Source organism: Christiangramia forsetii KT0803, from assembly GCF_000060345.1.
Classification (GTDB): Bacteria; Bacteroidota; Bacteroidia; order Flavobacteriales; family Flavobacteriaceae; genus Christiangramia; species Christiangramia forsetii.
This window is the reverse complement of sequence record NC_008571.1, coordinates 945,456-963,820: the sequence shown is the minus strand read 5'-3', so window position 1 is coordinate 963,820 and position 18,365 is coordinate 945,456. Positions and strand designations below refer to the sequence as shown.

Sequence of the window (18,365 nt, the reverse complement as noted above, 5' to 3'; positions counted from 1 at the left end):
AGTTCTATTTTTCATTTATTAGGCAGCTTTTCTTTCTTGTTCTAAATATCGGTTAAGGGGTATTTCATTTTCTATTCCCTGATGTCTTCTTCGATGGTTATAAAAATCAAAATAGTTTTCTAGTTGTTTGTAAAGATCTACTCCAGATTCTGGCGGATTGAGATAGATGCTTTCATATTTCACACTTCTCCAGAGGCGTTCTATAAACACATTATCTATAGCCCTTCCTTTGCCATCCATACTGAGTTTAATGTTCTTAGAGAGTACACTATGAGTAAAAACCTCCGAGGTGAACTGACTTCCCTGATCAGTATTGAGTATCTCAGGCTTGCCATGTACGTCAATGGCTTCTTCTAAAGTTTCTTTACACCACTGGGCATCCATGGAATTGGATACCGACCAGTTGAGTACATAGCGGCTATGCAGGTCGATGATCGCTACCAGGTACATAAAACCTTTCCGCATCGGTATGTAAGTAATATCGATTGCCCAAACTTGATTGGGACGATCTACCTTCAAGTTCCGCAACAAGTAAGGATATACCTTATGTTCTTTATTGCGTCTGGAGGTATGCTTCCCAGGCATAATGGCCTGAAGCCCCATCACTCTGGAATATAAACGCTCAATACGTTTTTTATTGATCGTATATCCTTTATCCATCGTAAGCCAGGTATGCATCCGCCTGGCACCTTTAAAGGGATGATCGGTATAATGTTCATCCATCAGGCGCATCAGTTCTAAATTGAGCGTGCTTTCTCCGCGGGGTTTATAATAAATTCCGCTGCGGTGGATTTGCAATAGCCTGCATTGTCGCTGTAGGCTGAGTTTTGAATGATCCTTGCTTATCATTGTTCTACGCTCCTTTAAAGGTTTTATCGCAAGGCGTTTTTTAAAAAATCATTTTCCACTTTTAGCTCCCCAATTACTTTAAGGAGTTGGTCTTTCTTTTCCTCTTCTTCTGATTTCTTAGACTTACTTCCTTTAGAAAAGACCGCATCAGCATCTTTTAAAAATTCTCGTTTCCAGGCACTGATTTGTTGCGGAGTGATTTCAAATTTTTGTGCGAGTTCCTGAGTCGTTTGACGCTCTTTTAGCGATTCAAGGACTACTTTCGTTTTGAACTTTGAGGTGAATTTTCTTCGTGTCATAATACAGTAAAATTAAAGTTATTTTTGAACTTAACTTACTGTCCTAATTTTAGGGGGATGATCAGAAAATAACGAATCAAATGATATTAAAGAGTTAAGATTACAAGAACTAAAGGGATCGCTTGGATTTGGAGTTATTCTTTTATTTTATGATTCAGTCCAAGAACTTATTTTTTGGGATGGAAACTATAAAATGAAAAGTGGCTATGAACTTATGGTTGCTATGCTTATTTTCCATTTAGTGTTTTTCACTTATAAGAAAAGAAAACTAAAGAATATTTCCAAAAACCAATAAAACTAAAAATTAACTTATAAGCAAACCTTAGTTAATCGAGGTGTCGCCACAGCAGGTAACAACGGTTCATCGCAAATAACGGGTAGTTTGCTGAAAATTGTTATTTTAGAGACCAATTATGAAAACAACTAAGCCGACAAATCCGCGTTCTTACTCCCGCAACTTGCGATAACCGAAACCGTTAGGCACAATTTCAAAATATGACTTTAGATAAATATTTTAATTCAATTGACTTAAAAGAAATAGATCGATTTATTGAAGAAGGTCAAGAAGAAAATTTAAATCTTGAATTTAAAACAGTAAATTTTCCAAATTACAACGAGCAAAATAAAGAGTTTGATAAGAAAAATTTATCAGAAGTGATTTCTGGCTTTGCCAATTCAAATGGTGGAATTATAATTTGGGGAATTAAAGCAAAAAATAACTCAAAAAATCAAGATGTAGCTCAATCAAAAAAACCAATCGAACAACTAACAAAATTTTTAAATACTTTAAATCGCCTAGAGGGTCAAGCTATAACACCATATATTTCAGGTTTAGTTCACGAAAAAATAGAAACAACAAATGATATTGGTTTTATTAAAACATATGTACCTGCAAGCGAAAACGCACCCCATATGGCTAACTTTTCCGGTAAACATTATTATAAAAGAAGCGGTGACAGTTTTTATCAATGTGAACATTATGATATTGCCGATATGTTTACCAGAAAAAAATCTCCTCGTTTGAGAATTCATATCAGAAAACTACCTCGTGGTTCATCTAATGCGACTGGAAAGAGATTTATAAAATTTTGTTTTGCTATTTCTATTCATAATGATGGTCAAAGTATTGCTAAATTTCCATTTCTAGGATTGAACATTGAAGGAGCTCATCCAGAAAGATATGGGATTGATGGAAATAATAATCACGGCCTAACTAAGCAGATAAAAACACCAATTTATGATCATAATTATATTGGAGGAAGCGATAAAGTGATATATCCTCAAACAATGATCGATATTGACCATTTTTTTGTTAATGTTTTAGAAGGAATAGAAGTTCCAGATATAGAAATTCAATATTTAATTTCAGCAGAAAATATGAATAATATACAGCAAGAAATAGTTTTAGATAATGAATTTTTTCAATTTCAACATCAAAAAAAATAACATCAAGAAACTGTGCCTAACAACGGTTCACCGCAAATAACGGGTAGTTAGCTGAAAAATGTTATTTTAGAGACCAATTATAAAAATAACTAATCCGACAAATCCGCGTCCCCTACTCCGCCAACTGGCGATAACCGGGACCGTTACATGCCATTCGCCAGCCCTGGGCGAGCTCTCAGCATCAAGCAAACAGGAAGAAGCTTAGGAATAAAAAATCGTGGTACCGCTATCTTAGCGAGTTTGCTTGCGGCTAACGAAGAAAAGCGTGCTTTTTAAAGTGATAGCTGCAAACTCGCTGTAAAGGAAGAAGAAAAAAATAATAAAAGAAATTAGGGATTCCACTCATTTTTAGCCATCCTACTGTTTGCTCCCCGTTCCAGAACGTCGCCTATCCTAAGGATAAACGCAATTCTAAACGGTTGAAGCGGGATGGCCCGAGGGTCAGGTCCGTCGAACGACGCTCGCAGCATTTCTGCAAAATGCCGCTCTACTGCACGTAACAACGAATAAGAAGAATAGGGGCAACAAAGAAATGTGTATATTTCAAAAAATATTAAAATAAAATTTAGAAGCCCCTACTCTTCTTATTCGCTAACGTTGCCCACAATGGAAAATCTGTAAAAAACTTTAATTCAAGTTCTGAATTTTAGAAAAAAATCATCAAAAACTTAGAAAAAATAGCGGATAAAAAATTTCAAATGAAAATTTTAGATAAAATCAGGAATATTTTCAAAATTAAACCGACTTGGGATCAAGCGAAAGCAAAAGTTCATAAAGAATTAGGTGTTTCTCAAGCCCAAATTTTCGCTTGGAAGTCTCACTTAATAGTGGAAATTAAACCTGAAGAAAATATAGTTGTTCTGCAATCGGAAACTGGAAAAATAATCAATATAATATTAGATAGTGAAACCAAGAAAAATTTATTGAAAGGTATTTCAGAAAATCAGTTTTTACCAAAATATGGAACCGACTTTATAAACGAAATCAGATCTTGGCGGTTTTCGTATTCCCGAACTAAACCAACAGAATATAAAGTTGACTTAAGAGCAAGATTAAAACCAGAGGACCAAATTACTGAGAAAAGAAAAAAGATGTATCACAAAAGGAATGTAATAGTGACGGTCTTTTTTATTAAAAATTTAATTGAAAAAACGATATAAAAATGTTTTACAACAACATTTGTCCACAATGGAAAATCTGCAAAAAACTATAAGTCAAGTTCTGAACTTTAGAAAAAAAATCCTCAAAAACTGAGCAAAGAAAAGCGGAGAAAAAACTTCAAATGAAAATTTCAATTGATAAAAAATGACGAAATTTCGTGCGGATTAAATGCCTGAAAAAGTTGATTTTGAAACTCAGTTGGGAAAATGAATAAAATGAAAATTCGATGTGGATTAAAACTCAAAAAGCGGAAAAAAAGATAATTCCTGAAAAAATGACAAAACCGGAACAAAATAAAATGATGAAAAATAGTATTTTTCGGCGCGAATGAAATTTGAGATTAACGGAAAATCCTAAACTGATACAAAACCACAGTGGGCAACATCGTTTAACAGCAAATAGCGGGCAGTTTGCTGAAAAATGTTATTCTAGAGACCATGTAAAAAACAACTAAGCCGACAAGTTCGCGTCCTTACCCCACGCCACTTGCGTTAAACAAGACCGTTACATGCCATTCGCCAGCCCTGGGCGAGCTCTCAGCATCAAGCAAACAGGAAGAAGCTTAGGAATAAAAAATCGTGGTACCGCTATCTTAGCGAGTTTGCTTGCGGCTAACGAAGAAAAGCGTGCTTTTTAAAGTGATAGCTGCAAACTCGCTGTAAAGGAAGAAGAAAAAAATAATAAAAGAAATTAGGGATTCCACTCATTTTTAGCCATCCTACTGTTTGCTCCCCGTTCCAGAACGTCGCCTATCCTAAGGATAAACGCAATTCTAAACGGTTGAAGCGGGATGGCCCGAGGGTCAGGTCCGTCGAACGACGCTCGCAGCATTTCTGCAAAATGCCGCTCTACTGCACGTAACAACGAATAAGAAGAATAGGGGCAACAAAGAAATGTGTATATTTCAAAAAATATTAAAATAAAATTTAGAAGCCCCTACTCTTCTTATTCGCTAACGTTAGGCACAATTTTAAAACATGGAAATAGAATACTTTTCAAAGCAGTTAGAAACAATTATAGAAAAATCACAACGATTAGAATCTATGGGAAAATATACTGATCTGAGCGACCTTCCCGATAGAGAGTTAGGAAATATCTCCACTCAAGCTATTTCAGCTGTACAACGGATAACTGGAAAAAATTCATCTTATTCAAAACAAATAAAAAGGATATTAAAAACCTATCCACCCGTAAATCACCATTATCCCGAGATAATAGGAGTTACAAAAGCATTAAAAGAAGATTTAGATAATGGTTATATAAAATCATTAATGGAGATTGTTCATCAAGATATTTTCTCTGACTTTCTAGAAATGGCATCATATTTTAACGACAAAAGTTTTAAAGATGCAGCAGCTGTAATTGCTGGTTCAACCTTAGAAAACCATTTGAAGCAATTAGCCGAGAAAAATGAAATAAATCAACTGAACGATAAAGGTAAACCGAAAAGAGCAGATTTATTGAATGCAGAATTAATGAAAAATGATGTTTATGAAAAATTAGATAATAAGAATGTCACTGCTTGGTTAGATTTAAGAAATAAAGCTGCACATGGAGATTATGAAAATTATAGTAAAGAACAGGTCAATCTATTGATCGACGGCATTAGAAATTTCATAACTAGAATCCCGGCATAAAACTGTGCCTAACAACGGTTAATCGCCAATAAGCGGCACCTTCAAAAAGAAAATAATTAACTTGACCAACAAACCAATACTAAGCCGACAAGTCCGCATCCCTACTCCCGCAACTTGCGATAACCGTATTCCAAGGTTAAATCAAAGCTTTTTCTATTATTTCTCAGGCAGCAAATTTGTGTAGTTCCACATATGGGGTTCTTCTTTTTACTACCGCAAACACCCTGGATAAAAGCTTGTTACGAACATTGTTCAGCGCAATCATCTTAAGTTTACCTTCTTCTCGCTTTTTTTTATAATACTGCCGTAATTCACTGTCATATTGAATGGCTGTACAGGCCGCCATGCTAAGCAGGCTCTTCATTTGGCGATCTCCCATCGGGTGGCATTTTCGCTTTTTATGAATACTACTTCCCGAACTATGACCAAAGGGAGCCGTTCCGCAATAACTGGAGAATTGTCTCCAGGTCTGAAAACGTTTAAAGTTATTAGTATGATACAGCAATTGGGCACCTACTATCAGGCCTACACCTTTTAAAGAGGTCACTAGCTTATAATTCTGTGATAAGTGTTCAGAGTCCTTTATAACGGTTTTTAGTTGCTTCTCAATTTTATTTATTTGAGATGTTAGATGGGTAATAGAGCTTACGAGCGTCTTGCAACAGGTGTCCGTTGAACTGCTGTTTAGCAATTTCTTTAACTCTGAGTGTGTGTTTTTTAAACCCGTACGACTACGGACCAGCTGATCCCGTAAAGCCAGCAATCTGCCTACTTCCAATAGTTCATTATCTTTCAATTCACTTGGAGAAAGTTCCTCGCGATGAAGCCAGCCATACCGGGCGATCATCATCGCATCTACCACATCATTCTTCTCTCTGATCACTCCGGAAGAGCGTTTGATTACTACAGGGTTTTCTTGCACATATACCTGCTTCTTTGAAGATAAATACAATGCTAACTTTAACGAATAATGACCGGTATTTTCAAAACAGAAAAACACTTTTTGTTTCTTACCGTTAGCCCATTTAAGCAAGGCTTTATAACCTAACACATCATTACTGAATTCACGGTGGGAACCACGATTGTGCCCATAAGCATCTAACTTGCTTTTTGAAACATCAATTCCGATTACTTCTTGGTAATTTTTCATATTTTTAAAAAATTATTATTTGAAGGGCGCATTAACTAACTCCTTTAACGGGTCCATAAATAGACCTGGTATTCCAAATGGTTCTTGCTACCCATATGAAGAATGGAGGACTCTTACGGATATTGGATCTGTAATCTAGAGACCGTTTTAGTTCTCCTCCTTCTTCAATTCAAAGGTATATTTATTAATAAGCGAAGTAAAGGAGACCGTTGTAAACAAGCCGTAAGAAAATTGTATTACAAAATTTAAAAAATGAAAATAACAAGAATATTTATTTATTTTATAACACTTATTCTACTAAATAGCTGTTCCCTTAATAAAGCCATAAAACATCTTAAAGAAGGAGAAACAGACCAAGAAAACTATAGTGTTACGTTTCCTTTCGAGATTAAAAATGGGTTTATAATTGTACCTGTGGAAATAGAAAATAAGAACTATAACTTTCTTTTAGATACAGGTTCTCCTACCCTTGTCTCAAAAGAACTTGCTAAAAGTTTAAATTTAAAAGCTATAGATTCTGCAAAAGCAGGTGACGTATATAATGATAAACTACAAAATAAATATACACGGCTAGAAAAAGTTAAAATTGGAACTATAGATTTTACTGGAACAACCGCTTTAATAAATGATTTTAACTCTGTATCAGTATGGTCCTCTTTAAATATTCACGGATTTATAGGGGCTAATTTAATGCAACACGCTATTTGGGATATTGATTTTAAAAGAAAGCAAATTACTATAACTGACAATGAATCAAAATTAAACTTACCTGAAGATATAATTGAAAACAAGTTGTTTATTGGCGTGGCAGGAGTACCAGCTATTGCTTGTAAAGTGAATGAAAAGAAAGTTTGGAATTTTACTGTCGATTTAGGATATAACGGAGGGATAGTCGTACCGTTTTCTGAATTTAAAAAGCAGACAGAAAATGGTGAAATTTTAGATTTTAAAAAATCAGATACTAAAGGTGTTATTGGGATTTACGGAGAACAAAACACAACAAGGGAATCTTACATCGGAATTATTGACGAAATAGAATTTGGGAATTCAACTCTAGAAAATGAAAAAGTGTACTCAGAACAATATTTGGAAAAAAGATTTGGTTCAGATTTTTTTAAAGATTATCGCATTATTCTAAATTGGAATAGTAAAAAAATAAAATTGATTAAAAATAAACAAAGTACCACTTCTTAGTAAACGGCCAACGCACAACATCGGTTAATCGCAAATAACGGGTAGTTTGCTGAAAATTGCTATTTTAGAGACCAATTATGGAAAGAACTAAGCCGACAAATCCGCATCCTTACTCCCGCAACTTGCGATAACCGTAACCGTTGGCAACAAGCTGAAAAAAACCGACAATGAAAACAAAATCAATCGAACAATTAGAAAAAGATATTTGGAAAAATCCTTCCGAATTTCCGACAGATTTGGTTGAAAAATGTCATCGTTATCGAAAAATAGGTGTTGCGGAATTGACAAATGAACAGATACGACTTCTGATTTCTCAACAAATCGGAACTGAATATCTAATCGGAATTGCTCTCGAAAAACTCGAACAGAATATTTTAACCGAATGTGACTTTTATGAAGGCGATTTACTTACAGCAGTTTCGAATTTACCGACTGAATTTTGGAGTAAAAATCCCTTTGAATTTCAGAATTTTAAAAAGATTGTAGAATTAAATTTACAACGAATAAAAGATGAACTCGGAGAAAAAAAATTTAACCAAATAATTGAAAAGACGAGTTGAAAACATTATATAAAATATTTTTCTTAATTATCATAACGCAACTATCAAGTTGTGGAGTAAAAGAAATGGAATTTGACAAATCTAAATGGAATGAAAGATTTGACGGATTTTATGAATACCGAGAAAATATGATTCAAGACTTAATGGAAAATCACCTTAAAAAAGGAATGAAATTAAGAAAAGTCGTTGAATTATTAGGAGAACCTGGAAACTATCAGAATGAAGAAACAAACGAAATCACGTACGAAATTATGGTCGATTATGGTTGGAATATTGACCCAATGGAGGTAAAAGAATTGTATGTTGAGTTTGATAAAGATTCAATAGTAACTGATTTTAGATTAGAACATTGGAAACATTAAATAAAAAAAGCCAGTTGCCAACATCGGTTAAGCGCAAATAGCGGGCATTTAGGTGAAAAGTGCTATTTTAGAGTCCAAATAACAAACAACTAAGCCGACAAGAACGTGTCCCTACTCCACGCTACTTGCCTTAACCAAGACCGTTGGCAATAATTAATAAGAATGACAAAAATAGAAACAGAATTTATTATTGAGAAAATAAAAAAAACAACTTCTTCAATTCAACATGAGTTTTATCAGCATTGGATGAATCAAAATTATTCAAAAGATTACTATGAAGAATATCCAGGTTATACTGACGACTGGTTAAAATTCAGAATTAAGGACCTCTACTACTTAATCCTAAGTTATTTTGAAGCTAAAAATTTGAATAATAGCTACGAAACATTTCAAAGAGAGTTTGAAGATAAAATCAAAAATGAATTAGATTTATTGGACGAAGCTCTATATCATCCTGAAAGCGAAACAGAGCTTAAAATAATAAATGACTTCTATATTCATTTAAATCCTTATAACGATTTTTCTACAAAGAAAAGAATTGAAGATGAACTTCTGAAAGTTCATAGTATTTTAAGTAATACAAATCATATTTTGAAAAAAATGAAAGTGTCTGATATTCAAAGAGAAGAACAGGTCTATAATACTGTGAAATGGATAATTGGTCTCTATTTTCCAAAAGTTAGGAAAAAAAATCAGGCATCTTTTATTCAAAAATTTAAATATTATAAACCTGACATTTTAATTCCAGAATTAAAAACTGCGATAGAATATAAATATATCAAATCAGAAAAGGAAAATGATATTGAGAAATATATAGATGAAATTAAAACTGATTCTATCAATTACATAGGTGATGAGAGATATGACAATTTTATCGCCGCTGTCTATCTTAAAAGCAACGAATTAACAACTCCCCAAGAAATTGAAGCATGTTGGGAAAGCAAGGATTTTCCTAAAAACTGGAAATTGATCATTTCTAGTAATTAACTATTGCCAACATCGGTTCATCGCAAATAACAGGTTTAGCCGGAAAAAGTGTAATTTTAGAGACCAATTATGAAAATAACTAAGCCGACAAATCCGCGTCCCTACTCCCGCAACTTGCGATAACCGTAACCGTTACCTGCAATTATTTATGAGTGATTTTAACATAGAAAAACTAAGAAATGTCGTTTTGCAATACAAACTACCAATTGCATTTGACATTCTCAACTCTACAGAGCCAGAAGATAAAGGTGAACCTTATTTAATTCAAATTGATAGTATTCCTGCTTTAATAAAAACAAAAAGAATCTATGATTTCAGATGGAAAGATGGTTTTGATATGGCAGAATTTTCAAAAACAGATGAAGACAGATCTGGAATTCTATCACATTCTATAGTCCAAATTTGGTTCGATGAACAAATGTTTAATTCAGGTAAAATTGACAAAAAAATTATAAGTATAATCCCAGATCAGTTTATTGATTTATCAATAGAATATTTAAACAAGTTTATAAATATATATAGGAGGGTATCTGATCAATTTTGGATAAGAAATATTGTAAAAAAAGACATTTTCAGCTATCAATATTTCCTAATTGATAAAAATGAAAATCAACAATCAATTTTCAAAATGGCTACTAAAGGTGGCGTATACTTTAATGGGGGAAAAGAATTTGAATTAGAAGAAAACAAGGATATTCTTATCCGAAATACATTGTTAGAAAATTACTATGGTTTCAAAGATGAAATGGTAGCGTTAATGTTAGATAATTTTCACTTGGGACGATTCAATCTGGCTTTAATCCAAGGAGCTACTTTATTTGAGAATTTCATCTACAGTGAATTGAAAAAAAAATTAAGCAATACAAAGCTAGATAAAATTAAGAAAAAAGATGATTGCGGATGTCTTGTTGGAATTTCAGAGATTTGTAAACGCGGTATAAAAGAATATTTTGACTTTGACTTTGGAGCTACTCAAGAATGGAAAGATATTCAGAAATATATGTTGAGACCGAGAAATAAAATTGTCCACGGAGAAATTTTGAAAAATATTGAAAAAGATGATTGCGAAAGAGGTTTAATCGCTGTAAAAAAGGGTGAAAAATTGCTAAAATCAGAAGTATTTAAATAACTGCAGGTAACATCGGTTCACCGCAAATAACGGGTAGTTTGGTGAAAATGTCTATTTTAGAGACCAATTATTAAAAACACTAAGCCGACAAATCCGCATCCTTACTCCCGCAACTTGCGGTAACCGTAACCGTTACCCACAAGAGCTCCGAAACAATTTTAGCTACTAAAAACTGTAAAATCCAAGCTAAAAAATTTGAATAAAGAACTTTCAGAAAATCGATATGTGACGAAATTCAATTTCAGTTCAAAATTCAGGAAAAATGGTCTCGAAGAAATGCAGAACTAAGGAACAAAAAAGTCCAATAGAAAGTTTACGCTAAAGAACTTTTAGAAAATCGATAATTGACAAAATCCAGGTTCTCTTCAAAATCCAAGAAGAATCGTCTCGAAGAAATTAAAAACTAAAGAACGAAAAAAGTTTAATTGAATGTTTACACTAAAGAAGCTTTTGGTAGGTGCTTAAATTCAAATTAGCTACTAGAGAACTAAAAAGATCAAAAAAACTTAGAACAAAGAAACGGACTATTACTCAGGCGCAATGATTGTAAAAAATGAGAAAGATCTTTTTTTAGAAGAATATGTATTCCCGACGGCGGCATATCTTTGGTTCTCACTCAACCGTGGCGCTCCAGTGGGTAACAACGGTTAATCGCAAATAACGGGTAGTTTGATAAAAATGGTTATTTTAGAGACCAATTAAAAAATAACTAATCCGACAAAGTTGCGTTCCTATTCCCGCAACTTGCGATAACCGTAACCGTTGTAACGCATAATTTTTTTGAGATTTGAGTATGAAATTTTTTAATCTATCTATAAAATTCTTAATAGTATTTCTAATTACGCTTATAATAGGTTGCGTAAAAAATAAAAATGGAAACTCAGAAATTTTAAAACAAACGGATAAACAAACTGATTCAATTAAAAAAATTGATTTAGTTCATATTCCTGATATAATAGGTGATTGGAGATTGATAAGACAGAATAAGTATAATCGACTTTTCCTATATGAAAATAATACTTGGAAAATGATTTTTACTGATTATAAGAATGATACTTTGATTGAAAAAGGCAAATATACAATTGCCAAAGATAGTGCTGTGTTTTTTAGATATTTTGGAACTCTACATTGGCCAAACACAGACACAATAAATGATTATAAAACCTCCTTGGGAGCATTTGTATTGTTTCTCAACGAAAAAGGTCAATTAAAGGATAATCAAGAGGATTATGATCAAACTTATGTAAAGGTAAATTAACGCGTTACAACAACGGTTAATCGCCAATAGACGGCAGCGTTAAAAAGAAAATAATTAACTTGACCAACAAACCAATATTAAGCCGACAAATCTGCGTCCCTTACTCCGCCAACTGGCGATAACCGAAACCGTTAGCTACAAGCGGATTTAATTGAAATCGTGTAAAAAACTAAAAAATAACACGTGTAAACAAAATTCTTCTTTATATTTGTATTTATAACTTTCAATTGAAAAGTGATGAATACAAAACTGACATTAACGATAGAACAAGAAATCATAAAAAGGGCAAAAGATTACGCTAAAGAAAAAAATCGTAGTCTTTCAGACATCATTGAAAACTATTTAAAAGTTCTTACAAAAGAAGAACAAAAACAAAAGGATAAAAAACTAAATCCTGTAGTGAAATCTTTAAAAGGATCTTTCAAAATGCCCAAAAATATGGACTACAAAAAAGAACTTAAAAATCGCTTAGAAGAAAAATATAAATAATGGAAAACGTTCTTATTGATACTGATGTCATTTTGGATTTCTTCTTTGACAGAGAACCATTTGCAGAATTTGCAACAGATATTTTAAACTTATGCGAGGAGAATAAAATCAAAGGGTTTACAACTCCAGTAATTATTTGTAACACATATTATTTACTAAGAAAAACGGCCAAACACGATATTGTAATTGAGAAAATAAAACAACTTTTGACAATTATAGATGTATTGAAAATTGATAAAGAAGTAGTTCTCGATTCCTTAAATTCGGATTTCAAAGATTTTGAAGATGCGCTACAAAATTATTCAGCAGTCAAAAATGGTAAAATAAGTATTGTTTTAACCAGGAATATCAAGGATTATAAAAAGAGTGAATTAGCAGTAATGACTCCTGAAACATATTTACGTGGAACCGCCAGTAGCTAACAACGGTTAATCGCCAATAAGCGGCAACGTTAGTAAGAAAATAATTAACTTGACCAACAAATTAATACTAAGCCGACAAATCCGCGTCCCCTACTCCGCCAACTGGCGATAACCGAAACCGTTGTAAACAATATTTATATGAAAAAACTGCTTAAATTTTTTAGCGTTATTACACTTATATTTTCTTCAACCTTGAGTATTGCTCAAACCAATGGAACTGAGAAAAATCGTATATCTACAGATTTTTATGAGCTTTATAGGCCAAATACGACAGAGGTTGTATTAGTACTTTTTGGTGGTTATCCCGAAAATGCAGAAGATATTGAAAGAGAATTTGCTATAACCAACCTCGCTAATAAAAAGAATATTGCCGTTGCATACTTAAATTACAGCGGTAAACTATGGTTAGAAGAAAATGATAAAATAGAATTAGCAGAATCAATAAATGAGTTATTCAAATCGAATAATTTACCAACTAAAAAAATATACTTTGGAGGTTTTTCAAGTGGTGGAAATATGGCTCTTTTAATTAGTAATTTTCTAATCGAAAACTCAAATAAAATCAAACCTACAGGAGTTTTCATTGTAGATTCTCCAATCGACTTAGCAGCGTTGTACCAAAGTGCAGAAAAAAATATAAAAAGTAACTTTTCCGAACCAGCAGTTCAAGAAGCGAAATGGATAATTTCTAACTTAAACGAGAATTTTGGAGAACCAGATAATAATTTACTCAAATATGAAAAATATTCTGTTTTCACTTCTTTAACAAACGAAATAAATAATTTAAAGGATTTAAAAAACACAAAAATCCGATTTTATACAGAACCTGATACACTTTGGTGGAAAAAAAATAGAAAAGCAGATTATGATCAAATGAATGCTTATTACATAAAAAAACTATCAGAAAAACTTAAAAATTCAGGCTTTGATCAAATTGAATATATCCCAACAGAGAATAAAGGATATCGAGCGAATGGAGAAAGACATCCACATAGTTGGTCAATAGTTGATAAAGAAGAATTACTTCAATGGATGTTAGAGAAATAAATACTGTTTACAACAGCGGTTCATCGCAAATAACGGGTAGTTTACTGAAAATTGTTATTTTAGAGACCAATTATAAAAACAACTAAGCCGACAAGTCCGCATCCCTACTCCCGCAACTTGCGATAACCGCAAACCGTTGTAGAGCATATTTAAACAAGAAAATTTTGAATAAAAAGAGAGCAACCAAATCAATTTTATTACTTCTTCTATTAATTTCATTACAATCCTGCTCCGTATTTAATTCTGGACTAAAAACAACAGAAAAACCTACAGGATCAAAATTAGTAACTTTCGATATTGACCATTTTTACAATGCTTTTGATTTAGCTATAAAAGATTCGAGCAACGCAGAAAATATTTTTAATAACTACTATTTTAAAAAAGGCTCAGCGGGATTAAGCGATTTCTACAAAACTAAAATTCAATCAAAAGAAAAATTTTCAGAATTTGTCTTAGCATTTAAAGAATATTATCAATCGATAAGAAATGATATAACTGACATTAAGGATTTAGAAAATCAGATAAAACAAAATTTTAATGATTTTGAACAACTTTATCCAGAAGCTAAATTTCCAGATGTATATTTCTTAGTAGGAAAATATCAATCTAACGGTACAATTTCAAAAAACGGATTATTAATTGGAACTGAAATGCTTGCCAAAACACCGGAATCAGACACAGCAAACTGGAATAATGATATTCTTAGAATAAGTATGGAAAGAAACCATATTCCTGTAACTGTAAGTCACGAACTTGTTCACTTCAATCAAGATAAAATGAGAGATGGAAACACGCTACTTTGGAAAAGTATTAGAGAAGGTTCCGCAGAATTCGTAGCAGAGATAATAAGTGGAGAAACTGATGCAGATTATAAAAAATTTAATGGTAAAGAATTGGAAATATGGAATGACTTTAAAAGTGACAAAAACAAAAGTATTTGGAGATCCTGGCAACAAGAAAGTGAATTAAGACCAAGAAATGCAGGTTATTGGATGGGTTATATGATTTGTAAAGCTTACTCCGAGAAAATCGGAAATAAAGAAAAGGCTGTCAAAGATATTCTGAGTATTCAAGATTATTCGAAATTTTTAAAAGAGAGTGAAGTTGAGATATATCTTCAAAACAAATTTGGAACATAAATACGCTCTACAACAACGGTTCATCGCAAATAACGGGCAGTATGATGAAAATTGCTATTTTAGAGACCAATTATGAAAAGAACTAAGCCGACAAATCCGCGTCCTTACTCCCGCAACTTGCGATAACCGAAACCGTTACAAACAAGAGCTCCGAAAAGATTTTAGCTACCAAGAACCTTAATAATCCACGCTGAAAAATTTGAATTATGAACTTTTAGTTGATCGATATTTGACAAATTTCAATTTCACTTATTGCTCTAAGACTTGACATTAAATTCTAACGATTACTAACATATTCCATACGTTTACTAAACGGCAATTTTCTATTTAACATATGTTTTAGATTTGCAAATACGGATATATTTATTAATCCTAACAAATATCTATTCAATTTATATTTCAAATATGAACAATCAAAACCAAAAATTTTCAATAATACTTACCATACTATTTTTATTATTAACGATCTCTTGCAAAGACGCCAGTGATAATGAGCAAAATGAATCACCGGTGCCAACTGATAATGTTGAAATAGAAAATGAAAAGGAGATAAAACAAGTTCTTGTCGAACCAACGGATGATTCTCAAGATTATGAATTTATTGAAGAGGAGCCTGAAATCAAAATCAGCAAGAGGGAGAAGGAGTTAGAGCTATTATTAAATTTTAGAAGTTCTCAAAATAAAAGAATTACTGATGAATATGGTTTAGTTCAGACGTATTCCGTAGATAAGATATATGGAGATGAAATTATATTAGGGTCTACAGACGAAATTAGACAAATAGAAGAAAAACAATGGCATGGATATAAACTAATAATTTCCCTAAGAGAGGTAACTAATGACTTAAAAATTAATGGGGAACTGCAACATCAAGTCAAGACATTTGAACAATTATATGTCGTTGAACATAGGTTTAGATTTCTATATGGTTCAGGGGTAGATTATGCTAAAGGTGCAAATCTAGCCTTTGAGCCAGACACTGAGTCAGTTGAGAAAAGAAAGAAAATTTTTGAAGAAATACATAGGAGGTTTGCTTTTCGATATGAAGAGCCAGACACTGAATGGAAACAAGCTTATTCCAACCTAATTAAAAATAGTGGTGTTCTAGAAATTAACTCTTATCCTGAATTCTCAACTATTGAATCACAAAATAAAAACACCTCAGATATTAATGTGATTGAAGATATTTAGAGTACCTGAGACTAAAATTTAATTTAAAAAGCTTATTGACACCTAAAGTGACAATTCTTTGAATATCTGAGATCAATTGGTTAGATGTTTTAAATTTTCCCGTTAAAGAACTTTCAGGAAATCGATAATTGAAAAAATTCCGCTTCACTTCAAAATTCAAGAAAGAATTTTCTCGAAAAAATTAAAAATAAGAGAACAATAAAAGTCCAATTAAAAGTTTATACTAAAGAGGCTTTGGGTCGGTACTCAGAAACAAATTAGCTACTAAGAACTAAAAAGGTAAAAAGAAAGCTTAGAACAAAGAATCGGACTCGCACTCGGTCGGAATAATTGTAAAAAAAGAGAAAGATTATTTCTTAATAGAATGTGTATTTTCGACGGCGGCATATCTATGGTTCTTACTCGGCTGTCTCGCTCCAGTTTGTAACAACGGTTAATCGCAAATAACGGGTAGTTTTATAAAAATGGTTATTTTAGAGACCCATTAAAAATTAACTAATCCGACAAGTCCGCATCCCTACTCCCGCAACTTGCGATAACCGTATTCCAAGGTTAAATCAAAGCTTTTTCTATTATTTCTCAGGCAGCAAATTTGTGTAGTTCCACATATGGGGTTCTTCTTTTTACTACCGCAAACACCCTGGATAAAAGCTTGTTACGAACATTGTTCAGCGCAATCATCTTAAGTTTACCTTCTTCTCGCTTTTTTTTATAATACTGCCGTAATTCACTGTCATATTGAATGGCTGTACAGGCCGCCATGCTAAGCAGGCTCTTCATTTGGCGATCTCCCATCGGGTGGCATTTTCGCTTTTTATGAATACTACTTCCCGAACTATGACCAAAGGGAGCCGTTCCGCAATAACTGGAGAATTGTCTCCAGGTCTGAAAACGTTTAAAGTTATTAGTATGATACAGCAATTGGGCACCTACTATCAGGCCTACACCTTTTAAAGAGGTCACTAGCTTATAATTCTGTGATAAGTGTTCAGAGTCCTTTATAACGGTTTTTAGTTGCTTCTCAATTTTATTTATTTGAGATGTTAGATGGGTAATAGAGCTTACGAGCGTCTTGCAACAGGTGTCCGTTGAACTGCTGTTTAGCAATTTCTTTAACTCTGAGTGTGTGTTTTTTAAACCCGTACGACTACGGACCAGCTGATCCCGTAAAGCCAGCAATCTGCCTACTTCCAATAGTTCATTATCTTTCAATTCACTTGGAGAAAGTTCCTCGCGATGAAGCCAGCCATACCGGGCGATCATCATCGCATCTACCACATCATTCTTCTCTCTGATCACTCCGGAAGAGCGTTTGATTACTACAGGGTTTTCTTGCACATATACCTGCTTCTTTGAAGATAAATACAATGCTAACTTTAACGAATAATGACCGGTATTTTCAAAACAGAAAAACACTTTTTGTTTCTTACCGTTAGCCCATTTAAGCAAGGCTTTATAACCTAACACATCATTACTGAATTCACGGTGGGAACCACGATTGTGCCCATAAGCATCTAACTTGCTTTTTGAAACATCAATTCCGATTACTTCTTGGTAATTTTTCATATTTTTAAAAAATTATTATTTGAAGGGCGCATTAACTAACTCCTTTAACGGGTCCATAAATAGACCTGGTATTCCAAATGGTTCTTGCTACCCATATGAAGAATGGAGGACTCTTACGGATATTGGATCTGTAATCTAGAGACCGTTTTAGTTCTCCTCCTTCTTCAATTCAAAGGTATATTTATTAATAAGCGAAGTAAAGGAGACCGTTGGGCACAATGCTTTCAACTAATTCTTTAGTTTTAAATAAAATTTTCCTATATTCGGATCATATTAAGATTAATTTTTATGAGGCATTCGAAAATATTCTTACTTTTTTTTGATCATCCCCCTAAAATTAGGACAGTAAGTTAAGTTCAAAAATAAATTTCAATTTTCCTATTAGTCTAAACTGATATGATTGAATTTTCTTCAAATTTTATAAAATAAATTCCGATTATATTATTGAGGATTTATCGACTATTGTAAATTTAATATAA

The 18,365-nt window shown here is 32.9% G+C and carries 18 protein-coding genes; 14 read left to right on the top strand and 4 right to left on the bottom strand.

Features of this window, described 5'->3' with window-relative positions:
• Positions 1-18: 18 nt before the first annotated feature.
• Both GFO_RS04155 and GFO_RS04150 read right to left on the bottom strand, forming a co-directional pair.
• On the bottom strand, positions 19-876 hold the full coding sequence (locus GFO_RS04155; protein ID WP_262489192.1) for an IS3 family transposase: 858 nt from the start codon (positions 874-876) through the stop codon (positions 19-21).
• A complete protein-coding gene (locus GFO_RS04150; RefSeq protein ID WP_011708785.1) occupies positions 873-1,148 on the bottom strand; it encodes a transposase in 276 nt (91 codons plus the stop codon). The genes GFO_RS04155 and GFO_RS04150 overlap by 4 nt, the downstream gene beginning before the upstream one ends.
• A 495-nt stretch (positions 1,149-1,643) precedes the next feature.
• Between GFO_RS04150 and GFO_RS17210 the strand changes: the two genes are divergently transcribed.
• The 3 genes from GFO_RS17210 (at position 1,644) to GFO_RS17205 (ending at position 5,392) form a co-directional block, all read left to right on the top strand.
• Positions 1,644-2,594 carry an AlbA family DNA-binding domain-containing protein gene (locus tag GFO_RS17210; protein ID WP_011708783.1) on the top strand — a complete coding sequence of 317 codons (951 nt, stop codon included), beginning with the start codon at positions 1,644-1,646 and terminating at the stop codon, positions 2,592-2,594.
• 698 nt (positions 2,595-3,292) lie between these two features.
• Complete coding sequence (locus GFO_RS04140) at positions 3,293-3,754, top strand: hypothetical protein (RefSeq protein ID WP_011708782.1); 462 nt, start codon at positions 3,293-3,295, stop codon at positions 3,752-3,754.
• A 978-nt stretch (positions 3,755-4,732) separates the two neighbouring features.
• Positions 4,733-5,392: a hypothetical protein gene (locus GFO_RS17205; RefSeq protein WP_011708779.1), complete on the top strand. Its 660-nt coding sequence runs from the start codon at positions 4,733-4,735 to the stop codon at positions 5,390-5,392.
• Positions 5,393-5,555: 163 nt separating this feature from the next.
• On the opposite strand, the gene GFO_RS04130 is transcribed toward GFO_RS17205, so the two are convergent.
• Complete coding sequence (locus GFO_RS04130) at positions 5,556-6,542, bottom strand: IS110 family RNA-guided transposase (protein WP_011708766.1); 987 nt, start codon at positions 6,540-6,542, stop codon at positions 5,556-5,558.
• A gap of 252 nt (positions 6,543-6,794) precedes the next feature.
• Between GFO_RS04130 and GFO_RS04125 the strand changes: the two genes are divergently transcribed.
• The 11 genes from GFO_RS04125 (at position 6,795) to GFO_RS04075 (ending at position 16,320) form a co-directional block, all read left to right on the top strand.
• Positions 6,795-7,736, top strand: a complete 942-nt coding sequence (locus GFO_RS04125; RefSeq protein WP_011708778.1) for a retropepsin-like aspartic protease — start codon at positions 6,795-6,797, stop codon at positions 7,734-7,736.
• Between the two features lie 167 nt (positions 7,737-7,903).
• Positions 7,904-8,296, top strand: coding sequence for a contact-dependent growth inhibition system immunity protein (locus tag GFO_RS04120; protein WP_011708777.1), 393 nt, complete (start codon positions 7,904-7,906; stop codon positions 8,294-8,296).
• Positions 8,293-8,658 (top strand): hypothetical protein, encoded by a 366-nt coding sequence (locus tag GFO_RS04115; protein ID WP_011708776.1) that lies wholly within the window; start codon positions 8,293-8,295, stop codon positions 8,656-8,658. Before GFO_RS04120 ends, GFO_RS04115 begins: the two co-directional genes overlap by 4 nt.
• A gap of 162 nt (positions 8,659-8,820) precedes the next feature.
• Positions 8,821-9,645: a PD-(D/E)XK nuclease domain-containing protein gene (locus GFO_RS04110; RefSeq protein ID WP_011708775.1), complete on the top strand. Its 825-nt coding sequence runs from the start codon at positions 8,821-8,823 to the stop codon at positions 9,643-9,645.
• A 148-nt stretch (positions 9,646-9,793) separates the two neighbouring features.
• Positions 9,794-10,774 carry a hypothetical protein gene (locus GFO_RS04105; protein ID WP_011708774.1) on the top strand — a complete coding sequence of 327 codons (981 nt, stop codon included), beginning with the start codon at positions 9,794-9,796 and terminating at the stop codon, positions 10,772-10,774.
• Between the two features lie 793 nt (positions 10,775-11,567).
• On the top strand, positions 11,568-12,032 hold the full coding sequence (locus GFO_RS04100) for a hypothetical protein (RefSeq protein WP_011708772.1): 465 nt from the start codon (positions 11,568-11,570) through the stop codon (positions 12,030-12,032).
• Between the two features lie 237 nt (positions 12,033-12,269).
• Positions 12,270-12,521 carry a DUF6364 family protein gene (locus GFO_RS04095; RefSeq protein WP_011708771.1) on the top strand — a complete coding sequence of 84 codons (252 nt, stop codon included), beginning with the start codon at positions 12,270-12,272 and terminating at the stop codon, positions 12,519-12,521.
• Entirely contained in the window at positions 12,521-12,943 is a 423-nt protein-coding gene (locus GFO_RS04090; RefSeq protein WP_011708770.1) for a type II toxin-antitoxin system VapC family toxin, read from the top strand. The genes GFO_RS04095 and GFO_RS04090 overlap by 1 nt, the downstream gene beginning before the upstream one ends.
• Positions 12,944-13,081: 138 nt before the next feature.
• The gene (locus GFO_RS04085) at positions 13,082-13,990 is read left to right on the top strand and encodes an alpha/beta hydrolase (protein WP_011708769.1); all 909 of its coding nucleotides are present in this window, start codon (positions 13,082-13,084) and stop codon (positions 13,988-13,990) included.
• A 164-nt stretch (positions 13,991-14,154) separates the two neighbouring features.
• A complete protein-coding gene (locus GFO_RS04080; RefSeq protein ID WP_011708768.1) occupies positions 14,155-15,129 on the top strand; it encodes a gliding motility protein GldB-related protein in 975 nt (324 codons plus the stop codon).
• Positions 15,130-15,534: 405 nt separating this feature from the next.
• Complete coding sequence (locus tag GFO_RS04075) at positions 15,535-16,320, top strand: hypothetical protein (protein WP_011708767.1); 786 nt, start codon at positions 15,535-15,537, stop codon at positions 16,318-16,320.
• A 579-nt stretch (positions 16,321-16,899) separates the two neighbouring features.
• Here GFO_RS04075 and GFO_RS04070 read toward each other — a convergent pair.
• The gene (locus tag GFO_RS04070; RefSeq protein WP_011708766.1) at positions 16,900-17,886 is read right to left on the bottom strand and encodes an IS110 family RNA-guided transposase; all 987 of its coding nucleotides are present in this window, start codon (positions 17,884-17,886) and stop codon (positions 16,900-16,902) included.
• Positions 17,887-18,365 lie beyond the last annotated feature (479 nt).